This window comes from Brevundimonas diminuta (assembly GCF_039673845.1).
Taxonomy (GTDB): domain Bacteria; phylum Pseudomonadota; class Alphaproteobacteria; order Caulobacterales; family Caulobacteraceae; genus Brevundimonas; species Brevundimonas diminuta_E.
In genome coordinates this window covers 1-26,614 of record NZ_JBDJMK010000007.1, presented here as the reverse complement: position 1 = coordinate 26,614, position 26,614 = coordinate 1, and the positions used below count along the sequence as shown (strand labels likewise).

22 protein-coding genes are annotated in these 26,614 nt (G+C 67.2%); 15 read left to right on the top strand and 7 right to left on the bottom strand.

Features of this window, described 5'->3' with window-relative positions; genetic code table 11:
• Position 1: 1 nt before the first annotated feature.
• A complete protein-coding gene (locus ABE454_RS08780; protein WP_346530945.1) occupies positions 2-1,294 on the bottom strand; it encodes a flagellar hook-length control protein FliK in 1,293 nt (430 codons plus the stop codon).
• Positions 1,295-1,693: 399 nt separating this feature from the next.
• Here ABE454_RS08780 and flgK point away from each other — a divergent pair, with 399 nt between their 5' ends.
• From flgK to ABE454_RS08750, 6 genes are all read left to right on the top strand, one after another.
• The gene (gene flgK / locus ABE454_RS08775) at positions 1,694-3,784 is read left to right on the top strand and encodes a flagellar hook-associated protein FlgK (protein WP_346530944.1); all 2,091 of its coding nucleotides are present in this window, start codon (positions 1,694-1,696) and stop codon (positions 3,782-3,784) included.
• Positions 3,781-4,728 (top strand): flagellin, encoded by a 948-nt coding sequence (locus tag ABE454_RS08770; RefSeq protein ID WP_346530942.1) that lies wholly within the window; start codon positions 3,781-3,783, stop codon positions 4,726-4,728. Before flgK ends, ABE454_RS08770 begins: the two co-directional genes overlap by 4 nt.
• A 195-nt stretch (positions 4,729-4,923) precedes the next feature.
• On the top strand, positions 4,924-6,042 hold the full coding sequence (locus tag ABE454_RS08765) for an MlaE family ABC transporter permease (RefSeq protein WP_346530941.1): 1,119 nt from the start codon (positions 4,924-4,926) through the stop codon (positions 6,040-6,042).
• Positions 6,039-6,836, top strand: a complete 798-nt coding sequence (locus ABE454_RS08760; protein ID WP_346530940.1) for an ABC transporter ATP-binding protein — start codon at positions 6,039-6,041, stop codon at positions 6,834-6,836. The genes ABE454_RS08765 and ABE454_RS08760 overlap by 4 nt, the downstream gene beginning before the upstream one ends.
• Positions 6,837-6,851: 15 nt before the next feature.
• Positions 6,852-7,790, top strand: coding sequence for an MlaD family protein (locus ABE454_RS08755; protein ID WP_346530938.1), 939 nt, complete (start codon positions 6,852-6,854; stop codon positions 7,788-7,790).
• Complete coding sequence (locus tag ABE454_RS08750) at positions 7,787-8,419, top strand: ABC-type transport auxiliary lipoprotein family protein (protein ID WP_346530936.1); 633 nt, start codon at positions 7,787-7,789, stop codon at positions 8,417-8,419. Before ABE454_RS08755 ends, ABE454_RS08750 begins: the two co-directional genes overlap by 4 nt.
• Positions 8,420-8,662: 243 nt before the next feature.
• On the opposite strand, the gene ABE454_RS08745 is transcribed toward ABE454_RS08750, so the two are convergent.
• From ABE454_RS08745 to ABE454_RS08735, 3 genes are all read right to left on the bottom strand, one after another.
• Entirely contained in the window at positions 8,663-9,313 is a 651-nt protein-coding gene (locus tag ABE454_RS08745) for a 3-oxoacid CoA-transferase subunit B (protein ID WP_346530935.1), read from the bottom strand.
• A gap of 9 nt (positions 9,314-9,322) precedes the next feature.
• Positions 9,323-9,574, bottom strand: coding sequence for a hypothetical protein (locus ABE454_RS08740; RefSeq protein WP_346530933.1), 252 nt, complete (start codon positions 9,572-9,574; stop codon positions 9,323-9,325).
• A 65-nt stretch (positions 9,575-9,639) separates the two neighbouring features.
• The gene (locus tag ABE454_RS08735) at positions 9,640-10,344 is read right to left on the bottom strand and encodes a CoA transferase subunit A (protein WP_346530932.1); all 705 of its coding nucleotides are present in this window, start codon (positions 10,342-10,344) and stop codon (positions 9,640-9,642) included.
• A 197-nt stretch (positions 10,345-10,541) separates the two neighbouring features.
• Between ABE454_RS08735 and ABE454_RS08730 the strand changes: the two genes are divergently transcribed.
• A complete protein-coding gene (locus ABE454_RS08730) occupies positions 10,542-13,007 on the top strand; it encodes a S9 family peptidase (protein ID WP_346530930.1) in 2,466 nt (821 codons plus the stop codon).
• A gap of 218 nt (positions 13,008-13,225) precedes the next feature.
• Here ABE454_RS08730 and ABE454_RS08725 read toward each other — a convergent pair whose 3' ends face one another.
• A complete protein-coding gene (locus ABE454_RS08725) occupies positions 13,226-14,116 on the bottom strand; it encodes a LysR family transcriptional regulator (RefSeq protein WP_346530929.1) in 891 nt (296 codons plus the stop codon).
• A 101-nt stretch (positions 14,117-14,217) separates the two neighbouring features.
• Between ABE454_RS08725 and ABE454_RS08720 the strand changes: the two genes are divergently transcribed.
• On the top strand, positions 14,218-16,395 hold the full coding sequence (locus tag ABE454_RS08720; RefSeq protein WP_346530927.1) for a malate synthase G: 2,178 nt from the start codon (positions 14,218-14,220) through the stop codon (positions 16,393-16,395).
• A 218-nt stretch (positions 16,396-16,613) separates the two neighbouring features.
• Here ABE454_RS08720 and ABE454_RS08715 read toward each other — a convergent pair whose 3' ends face one another.
• A complete protein-coding gene (locus ABE454_RS08715; protein ID WP_346530926.1) occupies positions 16,614-17,957 on the bottom strand; it encodes an MFS transporter in 1,344 nt (447 codons plus the stop codon).
• 149 nt (positions 17,958-18,106) lie between these two features.
• Between ABE454_RS08715 and cyoA the strand changes: the two genes are divergently transcribed.
• From cyoA to ABE454_RS08680, 7 genes are all read left to right on the top strand, one after another.
• Positions 18,107-19,360 (top strand): ubiquinol oxidase subunit II, encoded by a 1,254-nt coding sequence (cyoA, locus tag ABE454_RS08710; protein ID WP_346530924.1) that lies wholly within the window; start codon positions 18,107-18,109, stop codon positions 19,358-19,360.
• A gap of 14 nt (positions 19,361-19,374) precedes the next feature.
• The gene (cyoB, locus tag ABE454_RS08705) at positions 19,375-21,387 is read left to right on the top strand and encodes a cytochrome o ubiquinol oxidase subunit I (protein ID WP_346530923.1); all 2,013 of its coding nucleotides are present in this window, start codon (positions 19,375-19,377) and stop codon (positions 21,385-21,387) included.
• Between the two features lie 4 nt (positions 21,388-21,391).
• Positions 21,392-22,036: a cytochrome o ubiquinol oxidase subunit III gene (cyoC, locus tag ABE454_RS08700; RefSeq protein ID WP_346530922.1), complete on the top strand. Its 645-nt coding sequence runs from the start codon at positions 21,392-21,394 to the stop codon at positions 22,034-22,036.
• Positions 22,033-22,419, top strand: a complete 387-nt coding sequence (gene cyoD / locus ABE454_RS08695) for a cytochrome o ubiquinol oxidase subunit IV (RefSeq protein ID WP_346530921.1) — start codon at positions 22,033-22,035, stop codon at positions 22,417-22,419. The genes cyoC and cyoD overlap by 4 nt, the downstream gene beginning before the upstream one ends.
• Positions 22,420-22,497: 78 nt before the next feature.
• Positions 22,498-23,214 carry an SURF1 family protein gene (locus tag ABE454_RS08690; RefSeq protein ID WP_346531220.1) on the top strand — a complete coding sequence of 239 codons (717 nt, stop codon included), beginning with the start codon at positions 22,498-22,500 and terminating at the stop codon, positions 23,212-23,214.
• A complete protein-coding gene (locus ABE454_RS08685) occupies positions 23,211-24,560 on the top strand; it encodes an ATP-binding protein (protein WP_346530919.1) in 1,350 nt (449 codons plus the stop codon). The genes ABE454_RS08690 and ABE454_RS08685 overlap by 4 nt, the downstream gene beginning before the upstream one ends.
• 23 nt (positions 24,561-24,583) lie before the next feature.
• Complete coding sequence (locus ABE454_RS08680; RefSeq protein ID WP_346530918.1) at positions 24,584-25,120, top strand: response regulator transcription factor; 537 nt, start codon at positions 24,584-24,586, stop codon at positions 25,118-25,120.
• A 167-nt stretch (positions 25,121-25,287) separates the two neighbouring features.
• Here ABE454_RS08680 and ABE454_RS08675 read toward each other — a convergent pair whose 3' ends face one another.
• Positions 25,288-26,490, bottom strand: coding sequence for a CaiB/BaiF CoA transferase family protein (locus ABE454_RS08675; protein ID WP_346530917.1), 1,203 nt, complete (start codon positions 26,488-26,490; stop codon positions 25,288-25,290).
• Positions 26,491-26,614 lie beyond the last annotated feature (124 nt).

Sequence of the window (26,614 nt, the reverse complement as noted above, 5' to 3'; positions counted from 1 at the left end):
GTCAGACCTTCAGATCGACGCGGTCAGGCGTCAGGGAAAGGGATGTCCAGGCGCCGGACGGCGGGACAGCGGCGTCGGCTTCGGCGCTCAGACGGGCGGCCCCTGCGAAGGCGCGGCGGTCGGGCTGGCGATCAAACGCGCCGCCGCCGAAGCCGGAGGCCGGATCACGCTCGGCGAACTCCAGATCGTCAGGCGACAGCTGCAGCCCCGCCTCAAGCAACTGACGGCGCAGTTCGTCGGCGCGGGCGCGCAGATCGGCCGCCGCGGCCGGATTGTCGAAGGCCAGACGCGCCGTGACCTGACCGTCGGATTCGATCTCCAGGCTGACGTCGACGCGGCCCAGACCTTCGGGCGTCAGAGCCATGTCGAAGCGGGTCGAGCGGCCGTCCAGCTTCCTGATGATCTGGGCGGCGATCTGGGCGGTGGTCTCGACCGTGGCGCGCGACAGTTGCGACAGGCCAAGGTCGCGCTGAGCGCCGGATGCGGGCGACGAGGCGGGGTCAAGGGCGCCCTGCGGCATGGGCGGCGCGTCTGCGTCGCCGGAAGACGGAGCGGCAGGCGCCGCCGCCATCTCGGCTTGAGCAGGCGGTGTTGCTGACGGACGGGCTGAAGCGGCGGGCGATGCGGCCTCGGCGTCCGGTCGCGGCGAGGCGCTGCGGTCGGGCGACAGGTTGGTCGTCTCGGCGGATGAAGCCGGTTCACGGCTGGCCTCGCGGGCCAGGGCCAGTCGCTCGCCCGCTCCGTTGCGCAGGCCGGTCAGGCCCGCCAGCAGGGCGTCGGAGACAGGCGCAGTCCGGTTGGCGGGGGCGGCTGCGTCCGGCGATGGCGTCTCGTCGCCGACGGCTGCGTCAGGCGCCATCTCGCTGTCGGTCGCGGTGATGGGGGCGGGGATCAGGTCGGACGCCGGATCGGGCGCGGGGGTCGACGCTGTCGCAGGCGCCTGCGCCATCTGGGCGGCGAGGGCGGCCTCGGCCTGGATCAGGGGCGCGGCGGATTCAGGGGAGGGCGCGTCCGCTCCGGCGCCGGTTTCCATCGACAGGGGGCCAGCCGCCTCGGCGGGCGGGGCGAACCAGATGGGCGCCGCGACGGGCATGGCGCTGACGGCTGGTTCCGCCTTCGCGGGCGCAGGGGCGGGCGCAGGCTGGGGCGAGGCGTCTGCTTCGCTTTCCGCGTCCAGAGCGAGCAGCAGGTCCGTGAAGACGGCGCTGTCCGCAGGCGCCCCGGTCAGGGCGTCCATGTCGGCTCCGCCGGGGACGGCGGGCGCAGAAACAGACAGGAGGCTGAGGGCGGACATGCTTCTAGGCAGGCGCTTTCGGTCGCTGAGGGGGCGGCGCCTGCTGCGCCTGGGTCATTCGACAGACCCTCCGCAAGCCTCGGGCCAGAGCGAGGGTGCGGGTTTATCTCCTTGAAAAATAAGAAAACTGTTCGTTTTCCCGGAGGGGCGGCACGGCCCTTCCGCCGGGCGTTTATTGCCGCGCCGCGCCGTTTTTGCCGGGCGCGGGTCGGCAGGGCGGTCGTGGCCCGCGCCTTGCCTCCCTTCAGACTGAACGCACAGGGGCTGAAGGCCGATGTCGAGGAAATTCAAAGAGATGGTCAGAAGACCTGTTCAGATCGCCGGGCAAGATCTGCACGCTTGCCTGCAAGGCTTGCCGGGCGAAGGCGCGATGGCGCGCCGCGGCGCAGGGGATGCTCTATGACCCTCAACTCGATCATGAACATCGCCACCTCGGGCATGAACGCGGCCCAGACGCATCTGCGGGTGGTTTCGGACAACGTCTCCAACGTCAACACGCCGGGCTATGTCCGCAAGATCGCCGACCAGCAGTCCTGGGCCAGTCAGGGTGTCGGCTCGGGCGTGGAGATCGCCCGCATCCGCCTGGCCACCGACCGCTTCCTGCAGGCGGCCAGTCTGAACGCCAGCGCCGACGCCGGGCGCCAGACGGTGCGCTATGAACTATATGACCGCATCCAGTCGATGTTCGGCGATCCGGGCGCCGGCAGCGGCTTCTTCGCTCAGATCGACAGCGTGTTTTCGGCCTTCGCCGTCTCGGCCGAGGACGCCACCTCCGGCCCCCGGCGGCAGGACGCGATCTGGAAGACGCAGAGCCTGTTCGACGAGGCTGCCCGCATCAACAGCCAGATCCAGGCGGTGCGCGAAGACGCCGACGCCCGCATCAAGAGCGGGGTCGAGGCCGTCAACAGCCTGCTGGAGCAGATCGAAAAGCTGAACGTCGAGATCGCCCGCGCCACCGTGGCCAACGCCGATTCATCCGGCACCCAGACGGCGCAGGCGGCCCTGATCGACCAGTTGTCCGGCCTGATGGACGTGCGCATCACCAACCGTTCCGTCGGCGGGGTCGAGATCCGCACCGGGGCGGGCATACTGCTGGCGGGGCAGGGCGCGGCGCGTCTGGACTATACGCGCGCGGGCGCCGTCTCGGCCGAGACGGTGTTCAACGAGATCACAGTGATCGAGCCGCCCGCCGGCAAGGCGCGGCCGCTGGCCGAGGGCCTGACCTCGGGCGAACTGAAGGGGCTGCTGGACCTGCGCGACGGCGAAGCCCCGGCGACGGCCGAGCGTCTGGCCGAACTGATGTCGCGTATGGCCGATGAACTGAACCGGGCGCACAACGCCTCATCCGCCGCGCCGCCGCCGAACAGCCTGACCGGGCGCAATATCGGCCAGTCGCTGGAGACGGCGCTGTCGGGCTTTACTGGCCGGACCTCCATCATCATCACCGACGGCCAGGGCGTGGCCTTGCAGAAGATCGACCTGGATCTGGCGACGCTGAACCCGGCGACCTTCCTGGCCGATCTGAACGCCCAGCTGGGCGCCAACGGCAGCGCCAGCTTCGTCGACGGCCGCCTGAAGATCGAAGGCGCGCCCGGCACGGGGGTCGTGGTGGCCGATGACCCGGCTGCGCCCTCGAACAAGGGCGGGCGGGGTTTTTCGCACTTCTTCGGCCTGAACGACCTGATCGTCAGCAACCAGCCCTCGACCTATGAAACGGGTCTGACGGCGGCGTCGCAGCACGGCTTCACCGCGGGTGAGACGATCACTTTCCGCTTCAATGACGCCGCGGGCGCAAAGATACGCGACATTGAAATCGCCGTTCCCGCAGGCGGCGACATGGCCAGTCTGCTGGCCGCGATGAACGACCCTGTGACCGGCGCGGGCCGGGTGGGCACCTTCAGTCTCAATGCGGCGGGCGAGATGACCTTCACCCCGCGGCCGGGGACGGGCGCCAGCCTGTCGGTGGTGCAGGACCGCACGCTTCAGGTCCCCTCGGGCGTATCGATGAGCGCCCTGTTCGGACTGGGCGGGACGCGGGCGTCGCGCGCGGACGCCTTTTCGGTGCGCGCCGACATCGCGCGCGATCCGGCCCTGATGGCCTTCGCCAAGGCGGACGCCAGCGGCGGCGTGGGCGCCTCCGTGGTCAGCCGCAATGACGCGCGCGGCGCGCGTCTGCTGGCCAGCGCGGGCGAGAATGCAGCGAACTTTTCGGCGGCGGGCGGGGCGGCGGGCGGCTCCATGTCGCTGTCGCGCTATGCCTCGGAACTGTCGGGCGAGATCGGCAGCCGGGCCGCCATGATCAAGAACGACGCCGCCAGCGCCAAGGCTCTGGCCAAGGAGGCGACGGCGCGCCGCACCTCGGTCGAGGGCGTCAATCTGGACGAGGAGCTGGTGCTGATGACGACCTATCAGCAAGCCTTTAACGCTTCGGCGCGCATGGTTCAGGCCGCTAAGGATATGTACGACATCCTGCTGGGAATGGTGCGATGACCCGCGTCTCTACGTACGGAAACTATCAATCGGCTCTGCTGGACCTGATGTCGGCCCAGAACCGGCACGCCGAGGCCCAGAAGGTGTTCAGCACCGAAAAGAACGCCACCGATCTGGTCGGCTTCGGCCGCAACTCCGAAACGGTCAGCGCCCTGATGAGCAGTCAGGCCCGCATCCAGACCTTCATCGACACCAGCAAGACCGTCGCCGACCGGCTGGAGACGCAGGATCTGGCGCTGGGCCGGGTCGCCGACGCCGCCACGGCCGCGCGGCAGGCGATCGCCGACGCCATCGCCGCCGGGCGCATGGAATCGCTGATGCCCGCGCTGGAAAGCCTGTTCATGGAGGCTCAGGACGGGCTGAACATGAAGCATCAGGGCAAATATCTGTTCGCCGGGGGCGCCGTGGACCGCGCGCCGGTGGATCTGCCCGACATCCCCGGACAGCCGGGCGCGGGCATGATGGCGCGTCTGGCCGCCCTGCCGGGGACGAACGACGCCTTCCGCAACGATCAGCTGAAGCAGTCTTCGTGGCTGGACGAGAATGTGTCGATGGACACGGGCTTTCTGGCCGATGCTGTGGGGTCGGAGCTGTTCGGCATCTTCCGCGACATTCAGCTGATGCACGAGACGACGCCGCTGGAAGGACCGATGAGCGATGCGCAGAAGGCTTTCCTGACCACCCAGATGGGCCGGTTCGAGGCGGCGGCCAAGGGCGTGGTGGAACAGCAGGCGCGTAACGGAGGGATGCAGAACCGGGTCGAGCGCCTGCTGGACTCTCAGGAAAGCCGCAAGATTTCAGTGGATACTATTCTGGCCGGAAAGACCGACGCCAACATGGCCGAGGCCGTGGTGAAGCTTGAGTTGGCGCAGATGGCGCTACAGGCTTCGGCGCAGGTCGTCAGCCAGCTGCGTCAGGTCTCCCTGCTGGATTATCTGCGTTAAGCCTGATCCTGGAACCGGGTTCTGAACGAAAATCATCCGGCGACGTTCACAAAGCTGCACCGTGTCGGGAGGCCTTGGCTTGCGTTCAGCAAAGACGGAAGAGATCAGGATTTGTCATCGACCGTTGACGCAGTGCACAAAGCATAGCTTTAAGCGGGCTGTGCGTGCAGGCGGGCCTGCGTCGGTATCGAATTCATGAAACGGGCGACCTATAAGATCGACGAGCATCAGGACGGCCAGACGCGGCTGCGGCTGGCCGGCGACTGGTCGACCGTCACCATGGGCCGTCTGGGCGATCGCCTGAAGGACGAGCTGGACGGGCGCGCCGTGACTGCTCTGGACCTTGATGAGCTGGGCCGTTTCGACACGGCCGGCGCCCTGGCCGTGGCTCAGGCCATGGACAGTCCCATTCCCGAAGACGCCTGGTCGGCGCGCCCCGAAGCCGGGCGTCTGTACCGGATGGTGGCCAAGCTGGACTGTAACACGGCGGACCCGCCGCGCCGGTCTGCGCCGATGACGCGCGGCTTCGCCAAGATCGGTCGCGGCGTTCATGACTTCGGCGCCGAGGCCATGCTGTCGCTGACCTTCCTGGGCCGGTTGATGGCCTCGGTGCTGACGACGCTGAAGCATCCGGGCCGCATCCGCTGGGCCGCATGGTTCAGTCAGGCCGAGCGTACGGGTCTGGACGCCATCCCCATCGTGGTGGTGACCAACTTCTTCATCGGCGCCGTGGTGGCCTTCATCGGCGTGGACCTGCTGACCCAGTTCGGGGCGGGGGTCTTTGCGGTGCAGTTGATCGGCGTCGCCGTCTTCCGTGAATTCGCCGTGGTCATCACCGCCGTCCTGCTGGCGGGCCGGTCGGCCTCGTCCTTCGCCGCCGAGATCGGCTCCATGCGCATGACGCAGGAGGTCGACGCCATGCGGGTTATGGGGGTCGATCCGTTTCAGGCGCTGGTGATCCCGCGTCTGGCGGCCCTGCTGGTCATGCTGCCGCTGCTGACCTTTCTGGCCATGGTGGGCGGACTGCTGGGCGGCATTCTGGTGACGTGGAGCCAGCTGAACCTCGGCCCGGCCTTCTTCCTGCAGCGGCTGGTCGAGGACGGTTATATGCCGCGTCACATGATGGTCGGTCTGGTCAAGGCGCCGGTCTTCGCCCTGGTGGTCGCGGCCATCGGCTGCCGTCAGGGCATGTCGGTGGCGGGCGATGTCGAGAGCCTGGGCCGTCGGGTGACGTCGGCCGTGGTGCAGGCCATCTTCGCCATCATCCTGCTGGACGCCGTCTTCGCCCTGATCTTCATCGAGCTGAAAATATGACGGGCGCGACCGACAGGGAAAACGGTGAACGTGAAAACGTCATCGAGGTGCGGGGCCTGCTCAGCCAGTTCGGCGAGCGGGTGATCCACAAGGATCTGGACCTGAACGTCCGGCGCGGCGAGATCATGGGCGTCGTCGGCGGGTCCGGCACAGGCAAGACGGTGCTGCTGAACTCCATCATCGGCATGAAGGAGCCAGAGGGCGGCGACGTGCGCCTGTTCGGCGAGGATCGCTCCACCATGTCCGAAAAGGAAGCTGCGGCGCTGGAGCGGCGCACCGGCGTCCTGTTCCAGCAGGGGGCGCTGTTTTCGGCCCTGACCGTGCTGGACAATGTTTCTGCGCCTCTGGTCGAACACACCAGCCTGTCCAAGGCGACGATCCGCGAACTGGCCGAGATGAAGGTCGCCATGGTCGGGCTGAAGCCCGAGGCCCTTTATCTGAAACCGGCCGAACTGTCAGGCGGGATGAAGAAGCGCGTCGGTCTGGCGCGGGCGCTGGCGCTGGACCCGGAACTGGTCTTTCTGGACGAGCCGACGGCGGGTCTGGACCCGATCGGGGCGGCGGCGTTCGACGAACTGATCCGACAGCTGTCGAACGATCTGGGCCTGACGGTCTTCATGATCACCCACGACCTCGACAGCCTTTACGCCATCTGTGACGAGGTCGCCGTGCTGGCCGACAAGCATGTGGTGGCCAAGGCCCCGGTGGCCGAGCTGGAACGCTCGGACCATCCGTGGATCAAGGAATACTTTCTGGGGCCGCGCGGTCGCGCCGCCCACAAGACCGCGGCCTGAGGAGGGCGCGAAACGATGGAAAGAGACGCTCATTACGCCGCCGTCGGCATCGCCACCGTCGCCCTTATGGTGGCGCTGGCCGTGTTCACGATCTGGCTGGCCCGGTTGCAGTTCAGCAAGGATTTCGACGTCTATGACATCGTCTTCTACGGCCCGGTTCGTGGCCTGTCGGAAGGCGGCGAAGTCCACTTCAACGGCATTCGCGTCGGTGAGGTGACGAACCTGAATCTGGATCCCAAAAAGGGCGACCAGGTCATCGCCCGCGTCCGCCTGAACGGCACGACCCCGGTGCGCGTGACCTCGCGCGCCCAGCTGGAGCCGCAGGGCATCACCGGCCTGAACTACATCCAGATCACCGCAGGGGAGCCGTCCAGCGCCCTGCTGAAGGATCAGTATCCCGACCACGTCGTGCCGGTGATCGAAAGCCAGCCCAGCCCGCTGGCTGAACTGCTCAGCGGCTCGGGCACCGTGCTGGCGCAGACGGTGGACGCGCTGAACCGGATCAACCGGGTGCTGTCCGACGACAATATCCGTAGCTTCTCGTCCAGCGTGAAGAACGTCGAGGCCATGACCGCCGAACTGGAAGCCCGCAAGGGCATGTTCCAGCAGTTGGAAGAAACGATCATCAAGGCCAACGCCGCCGTCGGCGAATATCAGCAGCTGGGCGCCTCGACCCGTCAGCTGGTCGAGACGGACGGCAAGCAGGCCATCGCCAACATCAATGCGGCGACGCGCGAAGCCCAGGCCGCCATCGCCTCGATCAACCGTTCCGCGTCCGGTCTTGAGGGGCCGCTGGGCGACTTCGGCACGCAGACGGTGCCGCAGCTGAACGACACCATCCGCCAGCTGGATCAGGCGACGCGCTCGCTGCAGTCCCTGATCAACAATGTTCGCGACAGTCCGCGTGAGTTCATCTCCAAGGCGCCGTCCAAGGAAATCGAGGTGCAGCCATGATCCGCAACCGACTGATGAGCCTCGCCGCCTGCGCCGCCCTTGCGGGCGCTGTGTCGGGCTGCGCCGTGCTGGCGACGCCGGACCCGGTGCAGCTGTATCGCTTCGGCGGCGCCTCGGCCTATGCCGGGACGGGGGCGACCTCGGCCTGCCCGGACGTTCACGTCGCCATGCGCCGCGTCGACTTCCCCGAGGCTGCGCGCGGCGATCGCCTGCTGGCGGTCACCGGGACCGAGGCGGCCTATATCAAGGGCGCGCGCTGGGTGTCTCCGGCCGAGACCCTGTTCGAGGAAGCCCTGCGCAACGCCTTCGCCGACGGCGGCACCTGCACGGTGCTGAGCAGCGGCCCCCTGTCGCGTGAAGGTCTGGTGCTGAACGTCGACGTGCGCCGCTTCGAGGCCGCCTACGCCGCGCCGGGCGCCGTGCCGGATGCGAACATCGTCGTGCTGCTGCGCCTTTACCGCATGAGCGACCGCAGCCTTGTCGTCGAGGACCGCATCACAGTGCGCGAAAGCGCGGGCGAGAACCGCCAGTCGGCCATCGTCGCCGCCTTCGATCGCGCCACGGCCGAGGCCAGCCGCCAGATCGTCCTGTGGACCGACCAGCAGGGCTTCCAGGCGACGCGGGACTGAATCCCCTTCTCCCCTTGTGGGAGAAGGTGGGCGCCGAAGGCGCTCGGATGAGGGGTGAAGACGCCGCCCTTAAAAGTTTCATCGACGCATCGGCGCGCAAACCGGACGCCGGGGCGCAGACACCCCTCATCCGTCTCGCTGCGCGAGCCACCTTCTCCCACAGGGGGAGAAGGAAGACATGGAAAAACCCCGGCGGCCTCGCGGTCGCCGGGGTTTCTGTTTTCACAGCGGGAGCAGGGGCTTTCAGCCCACGCCTGGCGCCACCATGTAGTCGGCCTCGGTCTTGGCCGCGACCTCGTCCAGCGTGACGCCGTCGGCCAGTTCGATCAGCTCCAGCCCCGAACCGCCCGGCTTGACGTCGAATACGGCCAGATCGGTGATGATGCGGCTGACGACGCCCGTGCCGGTCAGCGGCAGGGTGCATTCTTTCAGCACCTTGGACTGGCCGTGCTTGTTGGCGTGATCCATGACCACGACCACGCGCTTGACGCCCGCGACCAGATCCATCGCCCCGCCCATGCCCTTCACCAGCTTGCCGGGGATCATCCAGTTGGCGATGTCGCCGTTCTGGGCCACTTCCATCGCGCCGAGGATCGACAGGTTGATGTGGCCGCCGCGGATCATGGCGAAGCTGTCCGAGGAGCTGAAATAGCTGCTCTCGGGGATTTCGGTGATCGTCTGCTTGCCGGCGTTGATCAGGTCGGGATCTTCCTCGCCCTCATAGGGGAAGGGGCCCATGCCCAACATGCCGTTCTCGCTCTGCAGCGTGACGGTCATGCCCTCGGGGATGTAGTTGGCCACCAGCGTCGGAATGCCGATGCCCAGATTGACGTAGAAGCCGTCCTGCAGCTCCTTGGCGGCGCGTTCAGCCAGTTGTTCGCGAGTGCGGGCCATTCTCTTCCCTTAGATATTTGGCATCCCCCAACTCGTGGGAGGGTTGCCTTGCGATTTTTGCACGATGATCAGAGGACCACCGGGATCAGATTGAAGTTCGTGAAGGACGGCCACGACTTGAAACCAATCGCGGCCATTCTCGCCTTTACCGGAAACAGACACCCAGTCATTCAGCCTAGGAAGCTCTGCGAACTCATGTTCTCCGCCATGAAAAGGCGAGATCACACCGTTTCTGTCGATAGCCGTTCGATACTTGGCCATGTTGGTTCTCCGTGATTCGAAGTAACCATGGTATCCAATTGCCTGCCGGAACAAAGGGGGAATATCTATGCGGTCTCCCGCTTGCGCGTCGTGCGCTGTTCGATGCGCTTTTCGGACACGGTCTGGATCAGGCGGTCGACATAGACGCCCGGCGTGTGGATGTGGTCGGGGTCCAGCGAGCCGACGGGAACGATCTCTTCCACCTCGACCAGCGTGACCTTGCCCGCAGTCGCCATCATCGGGTTGAAGTTGCGGGCCGTCTTGCGGAACACCAGATTGCCGCGCTCATCGGCCTTCCACGCCTTGATGATCGACAGGTCGGCGATCAGGCCGGTTTCCATGACGTATTTGCGGCCGTCGAAGTCGCGCACTTCCTTGCCTTCGGCCACAAGCGTGCCGACGCCGGTGGCGGTGAAGAAGGCGGGAATCCCTGCGCCGCCCGCGCGGATGCGCTCGGCCAGCGTGCCCTGCGGGTTGAACTCCAACTGCAGCTCGCCGGCCAGATACTGGCGCTCGAACTCCTTGTTCTCGCCGACGTAGGACGAGATCATTTTCGCGATCTGGCGCGTCTCCAGCAGCTGGCCCAGGCCGAAGCCGTCCACGCCCGCATTGTTGGAGATGACCGTCAGACCCTTGACGCCCGTGTCGCGCAGACCCGCGATCAGGTTCTCGGGAATGCCGCACAGGCCGAAGCCGCCGGACATGACGGTCATGCCGTCGAATGTCAGCCCCTCCAGCGCGGACTTCACGTCAGCGTAAATCTTGCCCATCGAACTCCCTTTTCACCGTCTGATGAATATCGCGGTCATCTCCGTCCTTAAAGCGGGGGAAGGGGAGGGGCAAGCGGCAAGCCGACCGTCTCGCGTCATGCGCGCATCGGGCGCGCGTCTCAGACTGGCGGTTGACCCCGACGCCGCAGGGCCGCAAACCTGACGATCCAAGCCGTGTCTTCAATCAAGGAAGCTCCATGCGCCACCGTCTGTTGCGGGCCGCCTTGCCCGCCCTGGTCCTCGCCGCCGCCGTTCCGGTTCTGGCCCTGCCGATTGCGGCGGTCGCCCAGAGCGCGAACCAGAATGCGGCCCAGGACGCCGCTCCGACCTATCATCAGCCGCCAGCGCCGATCGCTCAGATCCTGGACGCCAAGCCCAACCCGGGCGTCAGCATCAGCCCGGACCGCAAGACCCTGTTGCTGACTGACCGCGCCAATCTGCCGCCGATCGCCGAACTGGCCGAGCCGATGCTGCGGCTGGCGGGCTATCGCATCAATCCGAAGAACAACGGCCCGGCCAACAGCCGCGTCGCATGGCTGACGGGGCTCAGCTTCCAGACGGTCGACGGCGGGGCTGCGCGCCCGGTGACGGGGCTGCCCGCCAATGCGCGCCTGACGAACGTCAGCTGGGCGCCGAACGGTCAGACCGTGGCTTTTCTGCTCAATACGCCGAACGGACTGGAGCTGTGGACGGCCGATGTCGCCCAGGCCAAGGCGCGCAGGCTGAACGGGCCGATGGTCAACGCCGTGACCGGCGGGGGCTTCACCTGGCTGTCGGATTCATCGGGGCTGCTGGTGCTGGCGGTTCCGGCGGGGCGGGGTCTGGCGCCGAACGTCGACCATCCGCCGGAAGGCCCGATCATCACCGAGACAGGCGGCCGCGCCGCCCCGGTGCGCACCTATCAGGACCTGTTGTCCAATGCGGGCGATGAAGCCCTGTTCGACTATTATTTCACCAGCCAGCCGACGGTGGTGTCGCTGAACGGCCGCGCCCGCTCGGTGGGGCAGCCGGGCGTCATTCTTGGGCTGTCGACCTCTCCGGACGGGCGCTACATCCTGCAGACGCGGGTGAAGAAGCCCTATTCCTACGTCGTGCCCGCCAGCCTGTTTCCGTCGGACGTCATCGTCACCGACATGAACGGGCGACAGGTTCATCGCGTGGCCGACCTGCCGCTGCGTGACAATGTGCCGACGCCGTTCGACGCCGTGGCCCCCGGTCCGCGCGCGGTCCAGTGGCGGGCCGACGCCGACGCCACACTGGTCTGGGCCGAGGCTCAGGACGGCGGCGATCCGCGCAACCCCGCCGAGGTGCGCGATCGCGTCTTCATGCTGCGCGCGCCCTTCAACGACCGGGTGCAGACCCTGGCCGACCTGAAGGAGCGTTACGGCGGCATCACCTGGGGTCGCGACGACGCGGCCATCGTCAACAGCCGCTGGTTCAACACCCGGCACGAGACGCGCACCCTGATCGACCCGTCGAACCCGGGACAGGGCCGCGTTCTGGTCGATCGCAACTATCAGGACCGTTACAACGATCCGGGCTCGGTCGTGACCGAGCCGAACGCGCGCGGCCGCTCGGTCATGCGGTTCAGCGCCGATGGCTCCAAGGTCTTCGTCGAGGGTGACGGGGCGACGCGCGAGGGGGCCTATCCCTTCCTCGACCTGCTGGACCTGAAGTCGGGCGAGACGGAGCGCGTCTGGCGCTCGGCGCAGGGCGAGTATGAAATCGTCGTCGGCGTGCTGGACGAGGCGGGCCGCAAGCTGGTCACCTATCGCGAAAGCCGCACCGATCCGGCCAATCTGCGCGTGCGCGATCTGGATGGCGGCGTCACGGCCCTGACCAACTTCCCCGACCCGGCCCCGCAGCTGGCCGAGGCCACGCGCCAGCTGATCACCTATACCCGCGACGACGGGGTGGAGCTGTCGGGGACGCTGTATCTGCCCGCCGGTTACGACAAGGATCGCGACGGCCCGCTGCCGCTGCTGATGTGGGCCTATCCGGCCGAGTTCACCGACGCCGCCGTCGCCGGTCAGGTCGTGGACACCGACAACCGCTTCGTGCGCCCGTCGGGGTCGAGCCACCTGTTCCTGCTGACCCAGGGCTACGCCATCCTCGACAACCCGACGATGCCGATCATCGGCCGCGACGGGGCCGAGCCGAACGACACCTACATCGAGCAGTTGTCGGCCAGCGCCAAGGCGGCGGTCGACGCCGTGGTCGCCCTTGGCGTGGCGGATCGCGAGCGGATCGCCGTGGGCGGGCACAGCTACGGCGCCTTCATGACGGCGAACCTGTTGGCGCACACGGACCTGTTCAAGACGGGCATCGCGCGCTCGGGCGCCTATAACCGCACCCTGACGCCGTTCGGTTTCCAGGCGGAGCAGCGCAACTATTGGGAGGCGACCGAGACCTATAACGCCATGTCGCCCTTCACCTTCGCCAACCGGATCAATGAGCCGATCCTGCTGATCCACGGGGAGGCGGACGACAACTCGGGCACCTTCCCGGTGCAGAGCGAGCGCTTCTATGCGGCGCTTAAGGGCAATGGCGCGACGGCGCGATACGTCGTCCTGCCGCTGGAGGCCCACGGCTATCGTGCGCGGGAATCGGTGGGCCACACCCTGTATGAGATGTCGTCCTGGCTGGACCGCTGGATGAAGTAGGATAGCTGACCCTCTCCCGATGGGAGAGGGCTTGAGCCTCCAAGAGCCGAAGGCGATTGGCTAGGGCGACCCGAAGGGCGGCGCGAAGCAGCCAAAGGGTGAGGGTTCGATCCTGTCAGTCGGCGTCAGCCGTTTCGCGGCGGCTTAAGCCGACTGATGCCTGGAACCCTCATCCGGCCCTTCGGGCCACCTTCTCCCATCGGGAGAAGGAAACAGCGCTACCGATCCCACTCCGGCGTTTCGCCATACAGGCCGCGCAGGAAGGCGATGAACGCCCGCACGCGGGTTTCGGCCCGCGCCCGACCCGCTGTCAGCGCAAAGATCGCCACGTCCGACGATCCGGCATATTGCGGCAGCACCACCTTCAGCCGCCCGTCGCGCAGTTCGTCGCCGACGTCCCAGGTCGAGCGTAGGGCCACCCCGGCGCCCGCCAGCGCCAGTTCGCGCGCCACTTCGCTTGAGTTGGTCCGCACCCGGCTGCGGGCGCGGAAGACCACGGGGCCTTCGGGGCCTTCCAGACGCCAGGTCGACTGGTTCTCGGCCGCCAGCTGGGCGTGGCGGCGCAGGTCGTCCAGACTGTCCGGCGCGCCGTGCTCGGCCAGATAGGCGGGCGAGGCGCACAGCACCCGCCGGTTCGGCGCCAGACGATGCATCAGCGGATCAGCCGCCTCATAGCCGCCGATCCGCACCGCCACGTCGACATCCTCGGCCATCAGGTCGACGAAGGCGTCGCTCAGGTTCAGTTCCAGCGTCAGACGGGGCTGGGCCGCCAGAAACGGCTGGAGCAGGGGCGCCAGCCGCCGCCGTCCGAACGAGGTCGGCGCCGAGACGCGCAGCAGGCCGCGCGCCTGCGTCGTGCGGCGCGACACCACGGCCTCCAGATCCTCAACCCCCTCCAGCAGCTGCGCCGCGCGGTCATAGACCAGCCGTCCGGCCTCGGTCGGGGCCAGACGGCGCGAGGTGCGTTCGATCAACCGCACGCCCAGCCGGTCCTCCAGCCGCGCCAGCCTGCGCGAGGCCACGGCGGGCGACAGGTCCAGCCGACGCGCGGCGGCGGACAGGCTGCCTTCCTCCAGCGCACGGACGAAGATTTCATACTCGGCCAGCATGGCGGGCCCTCATCATTGTGGATTATGCAAAGATAAGCCTCTTTCTTCGCCGTGGATAGCGCGGGTCATGGGGCGTATTCTCCAGACTGAAGGAGACCGCCATGTTCGACGCCCCCAAGACCCCCGCCGATGCCTATGTCCGTCATGGCGGGCTGAAGGTCGCCGCAGAACTGGACGCCTTCGTGCGCGATCAGGCGGCGCCGGCTTCGGGCGTCAGCGCTGACGCCTTCTGGGCCGGGGTGGAGGGGCTGCTGGCTCAGTTCAGCCGCCGCAACCGCGACCTGCTGGAACGCCGCGACCAACTGCAGAACAAGCTGGACGACTGGCATCGCGCCTATCCGGGCCAGCCGGATCAGACGGCCTATCAGGCCTATCTGCAGGAGATCGGCTATATCGAGCCTGAACGCGAGGACGTGAGGGCCGAGACGGCGAACGTCGACCCCGAGATCGCGACCATGGCCGGGCCGCAACTGGTCGTGCCGCTGACCAACGCCCGCTATCTGCTGAACGCGGCCAATGCGCGCTGGGGCAGCCTGTATGACGCGCTTTACGGCACCGATGCGCTGGGCGAGGCGCCGACGGCGGGCGGCTATGACGTCGAACGCGGCGCCCGCGTCATCGCCCGCGCCCGCGCCTTTCTGGATCAGGCGGCGCCGCTGGCGACGGGATCACACGCTCAGGCCACGGCCTATCGGGTCGAGCATGGCCGCCTGATCGTGACGCTGGACGGCGGGCTGGAGACGGGGCTGGCGGGCGCGGATGTGTTCGCGGGCTATTCGGGCAAGGCCGACGCGCCGTCGGGGGTTCTGCTGCTCCACAACGGCCTGCATCTGGAGATCGTCATCGACCGCGCGCACCGCATCGGCAAGGACGACCCGGCGGGAGTCGCCGATGTGCTGGTCGAGGCGGCCCTGTCGGCCATCGCCGACGCCGAGGACAGCGTCGCCGCCGTCGATGCGGCGGACAAGCGGCTGGTCTACGCCAACTGGCTGGGCCTGATGCGCGGCGATCTTCAGGCCGATTTCCAGAAGGGCGGCCGCACGGTCGAGCGGCGGCTGAACCCTGATCGCGTCTATACGGCGCCCGATGGATCGCGGCTGGTGCTCAAGGGGCGCAGCCTGATGCTGGTGCGCAACGTCGGCCTGCACCTGACAACCGACGCCGTGCTGGACGCCCATGGGCGCGAGACGCCCGAGCATCTGCTGGATATCGCCATGACCGGCCTGATCGGCCTGCACGACCTGCGTCGCCCGGCCGAGGCGCGCAACAGTCCTGCTGGCTCGGTCTATGTTGTGCGGCCCAAGATGCACGGCTCGGACGAGGTGGCCTTTACCGACGAGTTGTTCGGCGCGGTCGAAACCATGCTGGGTCTGCCCGCCCTGACGCTGAAAATGGGCATCATGGATGAGGAGCGCCGCACCAGCGTCAATCTGATGAACTGCATCGCGGCGGCGAAGGGGCGGGTGGTCTTCATCAACACCGGCTTCCTGGATCGTACGGGCGACGAGATCCATACGGTGATGGAAGGCGGCCCGGTCGTCCGCAAGGAGGCGGTGCGCGAGACCGGCTGGATCAAGGCGTATGAAGACCGCAACGTCGACATCGGCCTGAAGGCGGGCCTGTCGGGTCGGGCGCAGATCGGCAAGGGGATGTGGGCCGCGCCCGACCGCATGGGCGACATGCTGGCGGCCAAGGCGGGCCATCCGCGCGCGGGCGCTTCGACGGCATGGGTTCCGTCGCCGACGGCGGCGACCCTGCACGCCCTGCATTATCATGAGGTCGACGTCTGGGCGCGTCAGGCCGAGATCGCCAAGCGCGCGCTGACCGGCCTGACGCCCCTGCTGACCCCGCCGTTCGCGACGGAAGCGCCGGGCGCCGACGAGATCCGGCAGGAGCTGGACAACAATGCGCAGGGCATCCTCGGCTATGTCGTGCGCTGGGTGGATCAGGGCGTCGGCTGCTCCAAGGTGCCGGACATTCACGACGTGGGCCTGATGGAGGACCGGGCGACGCTGCGCATCTCCAGCCAGCACCTGGCCAACTGGCTGCGTCACGGCGTCATGACCGAGGACGAGGTCATGGAGGCGCTGAAGCGCATGGCCGTGGTGGTGGATCGTCAGAACGCGGGCGATGCGGACTATCGCCCTCTGGCGCCGGGCTATGAGGGGCCCGCGTGGCAGGCGGCCTGCGATCTGGTGTTCAAGGGCAGGGAACAGCCGAACGGCTATACCGAGCACCTGCTGACCCACTGGCGCCGCAAGGCCAAGGCGCAGGGCTGAGGCGCTATGCCTGAAGCCCTCCCCCTCGATGGGGGAGGGTGTCGGCAGCCGGTGTGCAGGAAGAGGGGGGTGACGCGGCGTCTCATGCGTCTGTGCGGCGCCGGTCGCGTTCTCACCTCTATCCCCGGCCCTTCCCCCATCGAGGGGGAAGGGGAATTGAAAAAGGGGCGCGACCGGCAGGTCGCGCCCCTTCTTTTCAGGCGGGGGGGAGAAAAGCCTTACGCCTTGGCGCCCGCGTTGCCCTTGGCCAGTTCGCGGTTCAGCCACAAAGCCAGCAGGGTGCAGACGGCGCCCGACAACAGGTAAGCCCCGCCCGCCACCAGACCGAACCGGCCCGACAGCGCCAGCGCCGCCAGCGGCGCGAAGCCCGCGCCGAACAGCCACGCCAGATCCGACGTCAGGGCCGAGGCCGTGTAGCGGTTGGTCAGGCTGAAGCTGGAGGCGATCGAGCCGGACGCCTGACCGAACGACAGGCCCAGCAGGATGAAGCCCAGGATCATATAGCTCAGCTCGCCCGCCGAACCGCCGTCCAGAAGCTGGGGCGCAAAGCCCGAGAAGGCGGCGATACCGGCCGCCGTGACGGCCAGCAGGGCGCGGCGGCCATAGCGGTCGGCCAGCCAGCCCGAGGCCAGGATGGCGAACAGGCCGAAGACGGCGCCGATCAGCTCGATCATCAGGAAGCGGCTGGGCGCCTCGTCGGTGTAAAGGAAGACCCACGACAGCGGGAACACCGTCACCATGTGGAACATGGCGAAGCTGGCCAGCGGGGCGAAGGCGCCGATGACGATGCTGCCGCCCTCTTCGCGCACGGCCTTGGTCACGGGGGTGGGGTGCAGCTCCAGCGTCTCGAAGGCGGCCTGGAAGGTCGGGGTCACCACGATGCGCAGGCGCGCGAACAGGGCCACGACGTTGATAGCGAAGGCCACGAAGAAGGGATAGCGCCAGCCCCAGTCCATGAAATCGGCGGCCGACAGCTTGGTCAGGAAATAGGCGAACAGGGCGCTGGCCACGATCAGGCCGATCGGGGCGCCCAGCTGCGGAACCATGGCGTACCAGCCACGGCGCTTTTCAGGGGCGCTGACCGACAGCAGGGAGGCCATGCCGTCCCAGGCGCCGCCCAAAGCCACGCCCTGACCGATCCGCAGGGCGATCAGCATGGCGGCCGACCAGTGGCCGACCTGCTCATGCCCGGGCAGGAAGCCCAGGCAGACCGTCGACAGGCCCAGCAGGAACAGGGCGATGGTCAGCTTGGTCCCGCGCCCGAAGCGCCGGTCGATGGCGATGAACAGGGCCGTGCCGAACGGCCGGGCCAGGAAGGCCACGGCGAAGACGGCGAAGGACAGCAGCGTCCCGCCCAGCGGTCCCGCATAGGGGAAGACCAGCTGTGGAAACACCACGACCGAGGCGATGGCGTAGACGAAGAAGTCGAAGAACTCCGACGTCCGGCCGATAATGACGCCGATGGCGACTTCGCCCGCGTCGATTTTGCCGTCTCGTGCGTTGATCCGGCTGGCGTCCCGCTCAAGGGGCTCTGAAGAGGGCGCGCCGCTGGCTGCGTTCATGACCGATGAGGCTCCAGGAACCGGGGCGCACACGCGCCCGCGACAATAAGAATGAAGGAAACGCCCCTTTGCTCCCGATGGCTCCAACTGGGGATAGGGCAGATTGTCCAATGTCGCCTGTTTCGGGGCAGGGTTACGGGGCGTGCAAGATGACCGTGCCCTTGTCCCCAACCTCGACTGGAGCCGCCGTGCGCCGCCTGCGTCCCCTGTTGCTTCTGCCTCTTCTGGCCCTGCTGCCCGGCTGTCAGGCCGTGGTCCTGGCCCCTGCCGGAGATATCGCCGCCCAGCAGCGCGACCTGCTGCTGATGTCGGTTTACCTGATGCTGATCGTCATCATTCCGGTGATGCTGCTGACGATCTTCTTCGCCTGGAAATACCGGGAGTCGAACAAGGAAGCCCGGTATGAGCCGGACTGGGACCACTCGACCCATCTGGAGCTGGTGATCTGGGCGGCGCCGCTGCTGATCATTATCTGCCTGGGCGCGATCACCTGGGCGGGCACGCACCTGCTGGACCCCTATCGTCCGCTGGACCGCATCGCCGAAGGGCAGGTCGTGGCCGAGGATCACCGCCCGCTGCAGGTCGAGGTGGTGGCGATGGACTGGAAATGGCTGTTCATCTACCCCGAATACGGCATCGCATCGGTGAATGAGCTGGTGGCGCCGGTCGATCGGCCGATCCGCTTCCACATCACCGCGACCGGGGTGATGAACTCCTTCTATATCCCGGCGCTGGCCGGTCAGATCTACGCCATGCCGGGCATGGAGACGAAGCTGCACGCCGTCATCAACCGTCCGGGCGAATACGTCGGCTTCTCGGCCAACTATTCAGGCGACGGCTTCTCGAACATGCGCTTCGCCTTCCGCGGCATGGATCAGGCCGGGTTCGACCAGTGGGTCGCGGGCGTGCGCGCCGCCGGTCAGGGTCTGGATCGCGAGACCTATCTGGAACTTGAAAAGCCCAGCGAGAAGGTGCCCGTCATCCACTACGCCACGGTCGACGACCGCCTGTTCGACGCCGTGGTCAACATGTGCGTCGAGCCGGGCAAGATGTGCATGGGCGAGATGATGGACATCGACCGCAAGGGCGGTCTGGGTCTGGCGGCGGTCAAGAACACCCTGCCGCTGGTCTATGACAAATACGCCCGTCGTGGCGACGCCGTCTTCGGCGCCGGCGAGTCCTATGTGATGACGCTGTGCACCCCGCTGCAGGCCGAGGCCGCCGCCGTCGAGGCCGCCCGCCGCCGTCAGGCCTTCGGCGAGGACGTCGCCCGCGACACGCCGCTGAACCGGGTCATGGGGCAGGGGCTGCAACGTCCCGGCCGGTCCGAACCGAACGAGCGTTTCGCCTCCCTCTTCTCCGCGCCATCCACGGCGTCCGCGCCCGCCGCGTCGCAATCCTGAGCGCCTGAACGATCATGACTGTCGAACAAACAACATCGCCGCTTCTGGGCCGGTTGAACTGGGACTCCCTCCCGTTCCACGAGCCCATTCTGGTCGCCACCTTCGCCGTCGTCGTCATCGGCGGTCTGGGGGTGCTGGCCCTGCTCACCCGCTACAGGCTGTGGGGCTATCTCTGGAAGGAGTGGTTCACGACCGTGGACCACAAGAAGATCGGGATCATGTACATGATCCTGGGCCTGATCATGTTCCTGCGCGGCTTTGCTGACGCCATCATGATGCGGATCCAGCAGGCCATGGCCTTCGGCGGGTCCGAGGGCTATCTGAACGCCCACCACTATGACCAGATCTTCACCGCCCACGGCGTGATCATGATCTTCTTCGTGGCCATGCCCATGATCACCGGCCTGATGAACTATCTGGTGCCGTTGCAGATCGGGGCGCGGGACGTCTCCTTCCCCTTCCTGAACAACTTCAGCTTCTGGATGACCACGGTCGGCGCCGTTCTGGTGATGATGTCGCTGTTCATCGGCGAGTTCGCACGCACCGGCTGGCTGGCCTATCCGCCGCTGTCGGGCATCGGCTACAGCCCCGGGGTCGGGGTCGACTATTATATCTGGGCGCTGCAGATCGCGGGGGTAGGGACCACCCTGTCCGGCATCAACCTGATCGCCACCATCGTGAAGATGCGCGCGCCGGGCATGGGCCTGATGAAGATGCCGGTCTTCACCTGGACGTCGCTGTGCGCCAACATCCTGATCGTGGCGTCCTTCCCGATCCTGACGGCGACGCTGGTGCTGCTGTCGGCGGACCGTTACGTCGGCACCAACTTCTTCACGAACGACTTCGGCGGCAACCCGATGATGTACGTGAACCTGATCTGGATCTGGGGCCACCCCGAGGTCTACATCCTGATCCTGCCGCTGTTCGGCGTGTTTTCCGAAGTCACCTCGACCTTCTCGGGCAAGAAGCTCTTCGGCTACACCTCGATGGTCTATGCGACGGTGGTCATCACCATCCTGTCCTACCTGGTGTGGCTGCACCACTTCTTCACCATGGGCTCGGGCGCGTCCGTGAACTCCTTCTTCGGGATCACGACGATGATCATTTCGATCCCGACAGGGGCGAAGTTGTTCAACTGGCTGTTCACCATGTACCGAGGCCGCATCCGGTTCGAGCTGCCGATGATGTGGACGGTCGCCTTCATGCTGACCTTCGTGATCGGCGGGATGACGGGCGTCATGCTGGCGGTGCCGCCGGCGGACTTCGTGCTGCACAACTCCCTGTTCCTGATCGCCCACTTCCACAACGTCATCATCGGCGGGGTGCTGTTCGGCCTGTTCGCCGCCATCAACTACTGGTGGCCCAAGGCCTTCGGCTTCAAGCTGGAGAAGAAGTGGGGGCTGGTCAGCTTCTGGTGCTGGGTGGTCGGCTTCTGGATGGCCTTCATGCCGCTGTACGTCCTGGGCTTCATGGGCGTGACGCGGCGGATGCGGGTCTTCGACGACCCGGCCTATCAGATCTGGTTCATCATCGCGGGCGTGGGCGTGGCGATCATCGGCGTCGGCGTGCTGGCCATGCTGATCCAGTTCGCCGTCAGCATCATCAACCGCGACAAGCTGCGCGACGAGACGGGCGATCCGTGGAACGGCCGCACGCTGGAGTGGGCGACCTCGTCGCCGCCGCCGGACTACAACTTCGCCAAGACGCCGATCATCCACGACGGCGACGCCTGGTGGGACATGAAGGCGCGCGGCTATCAGCGCCCGACCGAAGGCTTCAAGGCCATTCACATGCCGTCCAACACCGGGGCGGGGGTGATCCTGTCGGTGCTGTCGATGATCGTCGGTTTCGGCCTGATCTGGTACATCTGGTGGATGGCGGCGGCGGGCTTTGCGGCGCTGATCGCCTACGCCATCTTCCACACCTTCAACTACAAGCGCGACTACTACATCCCGGCCGAGACGGTTCAGGCGACCGAGGACGCGCGCACCAAGGCCCTGGCGGCCGCAGCAGCGACGCAGGGGTGATCCGATGAGCCACGCACCTTCCCTCAACCCCGACTATGTCGACGACGCCGGGCGGCCGATCTTCCACCCGGTAGAGGAGCCGCACCACCCGGAAGGCCACAGCACCATGCTGGGCTTCTGGATGTATCTGATGAGCGACTGTCTCATCTTTGCGATCCTGTTCGCCGTCTACGCCGTGCTGGGCGGCAACTATGCGGCGGGCCCGGCGCCCAAGGATCTGTTCGACCTGCCGCTGGTGGCGGTGAACACGTCCATGCTGCTGTTCTCGTCGATCACCTACGGCTTCGCCATGCTGGCGATGTACCGCAACAAGGTGGCGCAGACGCAGATCTGGCTGGCGGTCACGGGCCTGTTCGGCCTGTGCTTCCTGGGGATCGAGCTCTATGAGTTCGCCCACATGATCCACCTGGGCGCCACGCCCCAGCGCAGCGGCTTCCTGTCGGCCTTCTTCATCCTGGTGGGCACCCACGGCCTGCACGTCACCTTCGGCTGCATCTGGCTGGTCACCCTGATGATCCAGCTGGGTCAGAAGGGCCTGATCCAGGCCAACAAGCGCCGCCTCATGTGCCTGAGCCTGTTCTGGCACTTCCTGGACGTCATCTGGATCGGCGTCTTCACCTTCGTCTATCTGTTCGGGATGCTGCGATGAGCGCTGAAGCCCAAAACGAGCACGCTGTGGACCATCACGACGATCACCACGGCGACGACCATGATCACGGCACCTACAAGGGCTATCTGATCGGGTTCGCCCTGTCGGTCGTGCTGACCGCCATTCCGTTCTGGCTGGTCATGGCCGGGGTGCTGGCGCCGCAGTTGACGGGTCTGATCATCACCGGCTTCGCCGTGGTGCAGATCGTGGTCCACATGATCTTCTTCCTGCACATGAACCACCGGTCCGAGGGCGGGTGGAACATGCTGGCGCTGATCTTCACCCTGGTGATCGTGGTCATCGCCGTCGCCGGGTCGGTGTGGGTCATGTACCACCTGAACACCAATATGATGCCCGTCCACGACATGCAGGTGATGGGCTGACCCTTTCATAGCGGAGACGCCCTTGTGACCGCCTCGTCAGCCCCCGGACCGGCCTCCCGCCCGGTTTCACGCCGTCGAATGGCGGCGGGGCTGGCGATGTTCGCCATGCTGTTCATCGGCTTTTCGGCGCTGGGCGTCTGGCAGGTCCAGCGTCTGGCGTGGAAGCAGGAACTGATCCGGCAGGTCGACAGCCGCATCCACGCCCAGCCGGTTCCGGCGCCGGGGCCGCAGGGCTTCGACGCCGTGACGCGCCAGGGGGACCAGTATCGCCATGTCGCCGCCAGCGGCCGCTTCCTGCATGACCGCGAGGTCCGGGTGAAGGCGGTGACGGACCTGGGGCCGGGCTTCTGGGTGGTCACGCCGCTGGAAGACGCGCGCGGCTTCACCGTCCTGATCAACCGGGGCTTCGTCCCGGCCGAGCGCGCGGCGCCGGACGCTCGCCCTGAGGGGCAGGTCGCGGGGCCTGTCTCCGTCACCGGCCTGTTGCGGATCAGCGAGCCGAAGGGCGGCTTCCTGCGCGACAATGATCCGGCGGGCGACCGCTGGTTCTCGCGCGATGTGGCGGCCATCGCCTCGGCCAAGCGGCTGGACGGGCCGGTTGCGCCCTATTTCATCGACGCCGACGCCGCGCCCAATCCCGGCGGCTGGCCGCGCGGCGGGCTGACGGTGGTGCGCTTCGCCAACAGCCATCTGGTCTATGCCCTGACCTGGTTCGGACTGGCGCTGATGTCGGCGGGCGGCGCGTGGTTCTGGCTGCGGGAAGAACGCCGCCGCAGGGCAGGGCGGGGCCGATGAAGCCGTCCGGCATGGACCTGATCCGGTTTGCGCGTAATCTGCTGGGCATGGACGCCGCCGTAGAGACGCCCGTTTCGCCCGGCGCCGCCGCCCGCCGCAACATGCTGCTGCTGATCCAGCTGCGGTGGCTGGCGGTCATCGGCCAGGTGCTGACCATCGTCATCGTCCACTGGGGGCTGAAGATCAGCCTGCCGCTGGGGCCGCTGCTGCTGGCGCCGACGGCGCTGGCGGTGATGAATCTGGTCAGCGCCCCCGTGACCCTGCGCCGCAAGGAGGTCACCGACCCCGAACTGCTGCTGGCCCTGTGCGTCGATGTGGCGGCCCTCAGCTGGCTGCTCTATTTCAGCGGCGGGGCGACCAATCCGTTTTCGGCGCTGTATCTGATGCAGGTGGTGCTGGCGGCGGTGCTGCTGCGGCCGTCGTTCGCCTGGGGCTTTGTGCTGGTGACAAGCGGCTGTCTGGCCCTGCTGGCCATCTGGCGTCAGCCGCTGGACCTGCCGATCGGGGCCGAGGCGCGGCTGGGGCTGATCCAGCAGGGGTCGCTGGTCAACTTCCTGCTGATCGCCGTGCTGCTGGTCGCCTTCGTCACGCGGATCACCCAGAACGTGCGCGCCCGCGACGCCTATCTGGCCGAGGCCCGCCAGCAGGCGGCGGAACAGGACCACATCGTGCGCATGGGGCTGCTGGCCTCGGGCGCGGCGCATGAACTGGGCACGCCGCTGGCCTCCCTGTCGGTCATCCTCAGCGACTGGCGGCGGATGCCCGCCCTGACCGAGGATGCCGACCTGCGCCACGATATCGAGCAGATGCAGGCCGAGGTCGAGCGCTGCAAATCCATCGTCACCAACATCCTGATGTCGGCGGGCGAGGCGCGCGGCGAGGCGCCGACCGTGACCGCCCTCAGCGCCTTTCTGGGCGAGATCATCGGCGAGTGGTCGGCCAACCGCCCCGCCGACGCCATGCAGGTCGCCCTCAGCGGCCCGACGCCGCGCGACCCGCCGATCATCGCCGATCCGGCCCTGAAACAGGTGTTCAGCGCCCTGCTGGACAATGCGCAGGAAGCGGGCGCGCGCCATCTGGAGGTGCGGGCCGCCGCTGACGCCGACGGCCTGTTCATCGCCTTTGAGGACGACGGCCCCGGCTTTTCCGCCGCCATCCTCGAAAAGCTGGGCCAGCCCTATCAGTCGACCAAGGCGCGGGCAGGGGCGGGGCTGGGCCTGTTCCTGCTGGTCAATGTGGTGCGCAAGCTGGGCGGCACGGTCGTCGCCACGAACCGGCCGGGCGCGGCGGGCGGGGGCGCCATGGTGCGCCTGACCTTGCCCATCGACGCCCTGGCGCCGAAATAAGCAGTCTGGAAAGAGGGCATGAGATGACCGACGAACCCCGCCAGCTTCTGATCGTCGAGGACGACGAGTCCTTCTCGCGCACCCTGCGGCGCTCGTTCGAGCGGCGCGGCTATCAGGTGCTGGCCGCGCACAGCCACGACCAGATGGTCGAACTGCTGAAGACGCATCACCCCGACTACGCCGTGGTGGACCTGAAGCTGGGCACGGCGTCGGGTCTGACCTGCGTGCAGACGCTGCACGCCTTCGATCCGGATCTGGTGATCGTGGTCCTGACCGGCTTCGCCAGCATCGCCACGGCGGTCGAGGCCATCAAGCTGGGCGCACGCCACTACCTCGCCAAGCCCGCTGGAACAGATGACATCGAGGCCGCCTTCGGCCGCGAGGCAGGCGACCCCGACGCGCCCCTGACCGCCCGTCCCACTTCGATCAAGACGCTGGAATGGGAACGCATCCACGAGGTTCTGGCCGAAACCGATTTCAACATCTCCGAGGCCGCGCGGCGTCTGGGGATGCACCGTCGCACCCTGGCGCGGAAGCTGGAGAAGCGGCAGGTGAGTTGAACCAGCGGCGCCGCCCATACCTGCCTTCCCGCCGTCATTCTCGGGCTTGACCCTAGAATCCAGCAAACACGACGGCGACCGCGTCGAGCCCATGCCTGTTCAGACGTTGCGGGGCTGGCTTCTCGGGTCAAGCCCGAGAATGACGGCCTGAGAGGGAGCGAAGGGCCTCACTCCTCCGTCTTCAACGCCCCCAGCACCGCCTGCGTATCCTGCCCCAGCTTGGGCGGCGGCGCGTCGTATCGCAGCGGCGTCTTCGACAGGCGGATGGGCGAGGCCACGGTGCGAACCGGGCCGTTCAGATCGGCGCGCGTCTGTTCGACCATCAGGCCGCGATGGATAGCCTGAGGCTCCTCGAACACCTGGTCGATGGTGTTGACCGGGCCGCAGGGCACGCCTGCGGCCTCCAGCGCCTGCATCAGCCCCTGCATGCTGAAGCCCGCCGTCTTCGCCGCGATCAGCGGCCCCAGCGCCTCGCGATTGGCGACCCGCAGGGCGTTGGTGGCGAAGCGATCCTCAGCCTCCAGCTCCAGTGCGCCGCACAGGGCGCGGAACTGGCCGTCATTGCCCACGGCGATGATCACCATCCCGTCCGAACAGGGAAAGGGCTGATAGGGGGCCAGATTGGGATGCGCGTTGCCCATCCGCGTCGGCGCCTTGCCGGAGACGAACCAGTTGGTCGCCTGATTGGCCAGCATGGCCGCCTGAACGTCGAACAGGGCGATGTCGACGTGCTGGCCTTCGCCCGTCGCCCGCGCGTGCCACAGGGCGGCCAGTATGGCGTTGGAGGCGTAAAGGCCGGTGAACAGGTCCACGACCGCCACCCCGACTTTCATCGGCTCGGCGCCGGGCGCGCCGTCCGGCTGGCCGGTGATGGACATCAGCCCGCCCATCGCCTGGATCATATAGTCGTAGCCCGCGCGGTGCGCGTCCGGCCCGTCCTGTCCGAAGCCGGTGACGGAGCAATAGACCAGCCTCGGATTGACGGCCGCCAGCGCGGCGTAGTCGAGGCCGTATTTCTTCAGCCCGCCGGCCTTGAAGTTCTCGACCACCACGTCGCAGGTCGCGGCCAGACGACGCACGGCCTCGGCGCCGTCCGGGCTGGCGATATCCAGCTCGACCGACTTCTTGCCCCGGTTGGCGCACAGGAAATAGGCGGCGTCGCCGGGCTGGCCGTCCGTCGTCGTGGTGAAGGGCGGGCCCCAGTGCCGGGTGTCGTCACCAGCGCCCGGCCGCTCGATCTTGATCACCTCGGCGCCCAGATCCGCCAGCGTCTGCGTCGCCCACGGCCCGGCCAGAACACGCGACAGGTCCAGCACGCGCACGCCGTGCAGGGGGCCGTAAGGGGCGGGAATCATCGATCGATCGGTCATGAGAACCCTTCTATCAGAAGGCGGCTTCGCCGGTGATGGCGCGGCCCAGGATCAGGGCGTGGACGTCGTGCGCGCCTTCATAGGTGTTGACCGTTTCCAGGTTCATGGCGTGGCGCATGACGTG

Excerpts from the sequence above, each read along its gene's own strand:
- ABE454_RS08780 (WP_346530945.1), bottom strand. The coding sequence starts at position 1,294 with ATGTCCGCCCTCAGCCTCCTGTCTGTTTCTGCGCCCGCCGTCCCCGGC.
- flgK (WP_346530944.1), top strand. The coding sequence starts at position 1,694 with ATGACCCTCAACTCGATCATGAACATCGCCACCTCGGGCATGAACGCG.
- ABE454_RS08770 (WP_346530942.1), top strand. The coding sequence starts at position 3,781 with ATGACCCGCGTCTCTACGTACGGAAACTATCAATCGGCTCTGCTGGAC.
- ABE454_RS08765 (WP_346530941.1), top strand. The coding sequence starts at position 4,924 with ATGAAACGGGCGACCTATAAGATCGACGAGCATCAGGACGGCCAGACG.
- ABE454_RS08760 (WP_346530940.1), top strand. The coding sequence starts at position 6,039 with ATGACGGGCGCGACCGACAGGGAAAACGGTGAACGTGAAAACGTCATC.
- ABE454_RS08755 (WP_346530938.1), top strand. The coding sequence starts at position 6,852 with ATGGAAAGAGACGCTCATTACGCCGCCGTCGGCATCGCCACCGTCGCC.
- ABE454_RS08750 (WP_346530936.1), top strand. The coding sequence starts at position 7,787 with ATGATCCGCAACCGACTGATGAGCCTCGCCGCCTGCGCCGCCCTTGCG.
- ABE454_RS08745 (WP_346530935.1), bottom strand. The coding sequence starts at position 9,313 with ATGGCCCGCACTCGCGAACAACTGGCTGAACGCGCCGCCAAGGAGCTG.
- ABE454_RS08740 (WP_346530933.1), bottom strand. The coding sequence starts at position 9,574 with ATGGCCAAGTATCGAACGGCTATCGACAGAAACGGTGTGATCTCGCCT.
- ABE454_RS08735 (WP_346530932.1), bottom strand. The coding sequence starts at position 10,344 with ATGGGCAAGATTTACGCTGACGTGAAGTCCGCGCTGGAGGGGCTGACA.
- ABE454_RS08730 (WP_346530930.1), top strand. The coding sequence starts at position 10,542 with ATGCGCCACCGTCTGTTGCGGGCCGCCTTGCCCGCCCTGGTCCTCGCC.
- ABE454_RS08725 (WP_346530929.1), bottom strand. The coding sequence starts at position 14,116 with ATGCTGGCCGAGTATGAAATCTTCGTCCGTGCGCTGGAGGAAGGCAGC.
- ABE454_RS08720 (WP_346530927.1), top strand. The coding sequence starts at position 14,218 with ATGTTCGACGCCCCCAAGACCCCCGCCGATGCCTATGTCCGTCATGGC.
- ABE454_RS08715 (WP_346530926.1), bottom strand. The coding sequence starts at position 17,957 with ATGAACGCAGCCAGCGGCGCGCCCTCTTCAGAGCCCCTTGAGCGGGAC.
- cyoA (WP_346530924.1), top strand. The coding sequence starts at position 18,107 with ATGACCGTGCCCTTGTCCCCAACCTCGACTGGAGCCGCCGTGCGCCGC.
- cyoB (WP_346530923.1), top strand. The coding sequence starts at position 19,375 with ATGACTGTCGAACAAACAACATCGCCGCTTCTGGGCCGGTTGAACTGG.
- cyoC (WP_346530922.1), top strand. The coding sequence starts at position 21,392 with ATGAGCCACGCACCTTCCCTCAACCCCGACTATGTCGACGACGCCGGG.
- cyoD (WP_346530921.1), top strand. The coding sequence starts at position 22,033 with ATGAGCGCTGAAGCCCAAAACGAGCACGCTGTGGACCATCACGACGAT.
- ABE454_RS08690 (WP_346531220.1), top strand. The coding sequence starts at position 22,498 with ATGGCGGCGGGGCTGGCGATGTTCGCCATGCTGTTCATCGGCTTTTCG.
- ABE454_RS08685 (WP_346530919.1), top strand. The coding sequence starts at position 23,211 with ATGAAGCCGTCCGGCATGGACCTGATCCGGTTTGCGCGTAATCTGCTG.
- ABE454_RS08680 (WP_346530918.1), top strand. The coding sequence starts at position 24,584 with ATGACCGACGAACCCCGCCAGCTTCTGATCGTCGAGGACGACGAGTCC.
- ABE454_RS08675 (WP_346530917.1), bottom strand. The coding sequence starts at position 26,490 with ATGACCGATCGATCGATGATTCCCGCCCCTTACGGCCCCCTGCACGGC.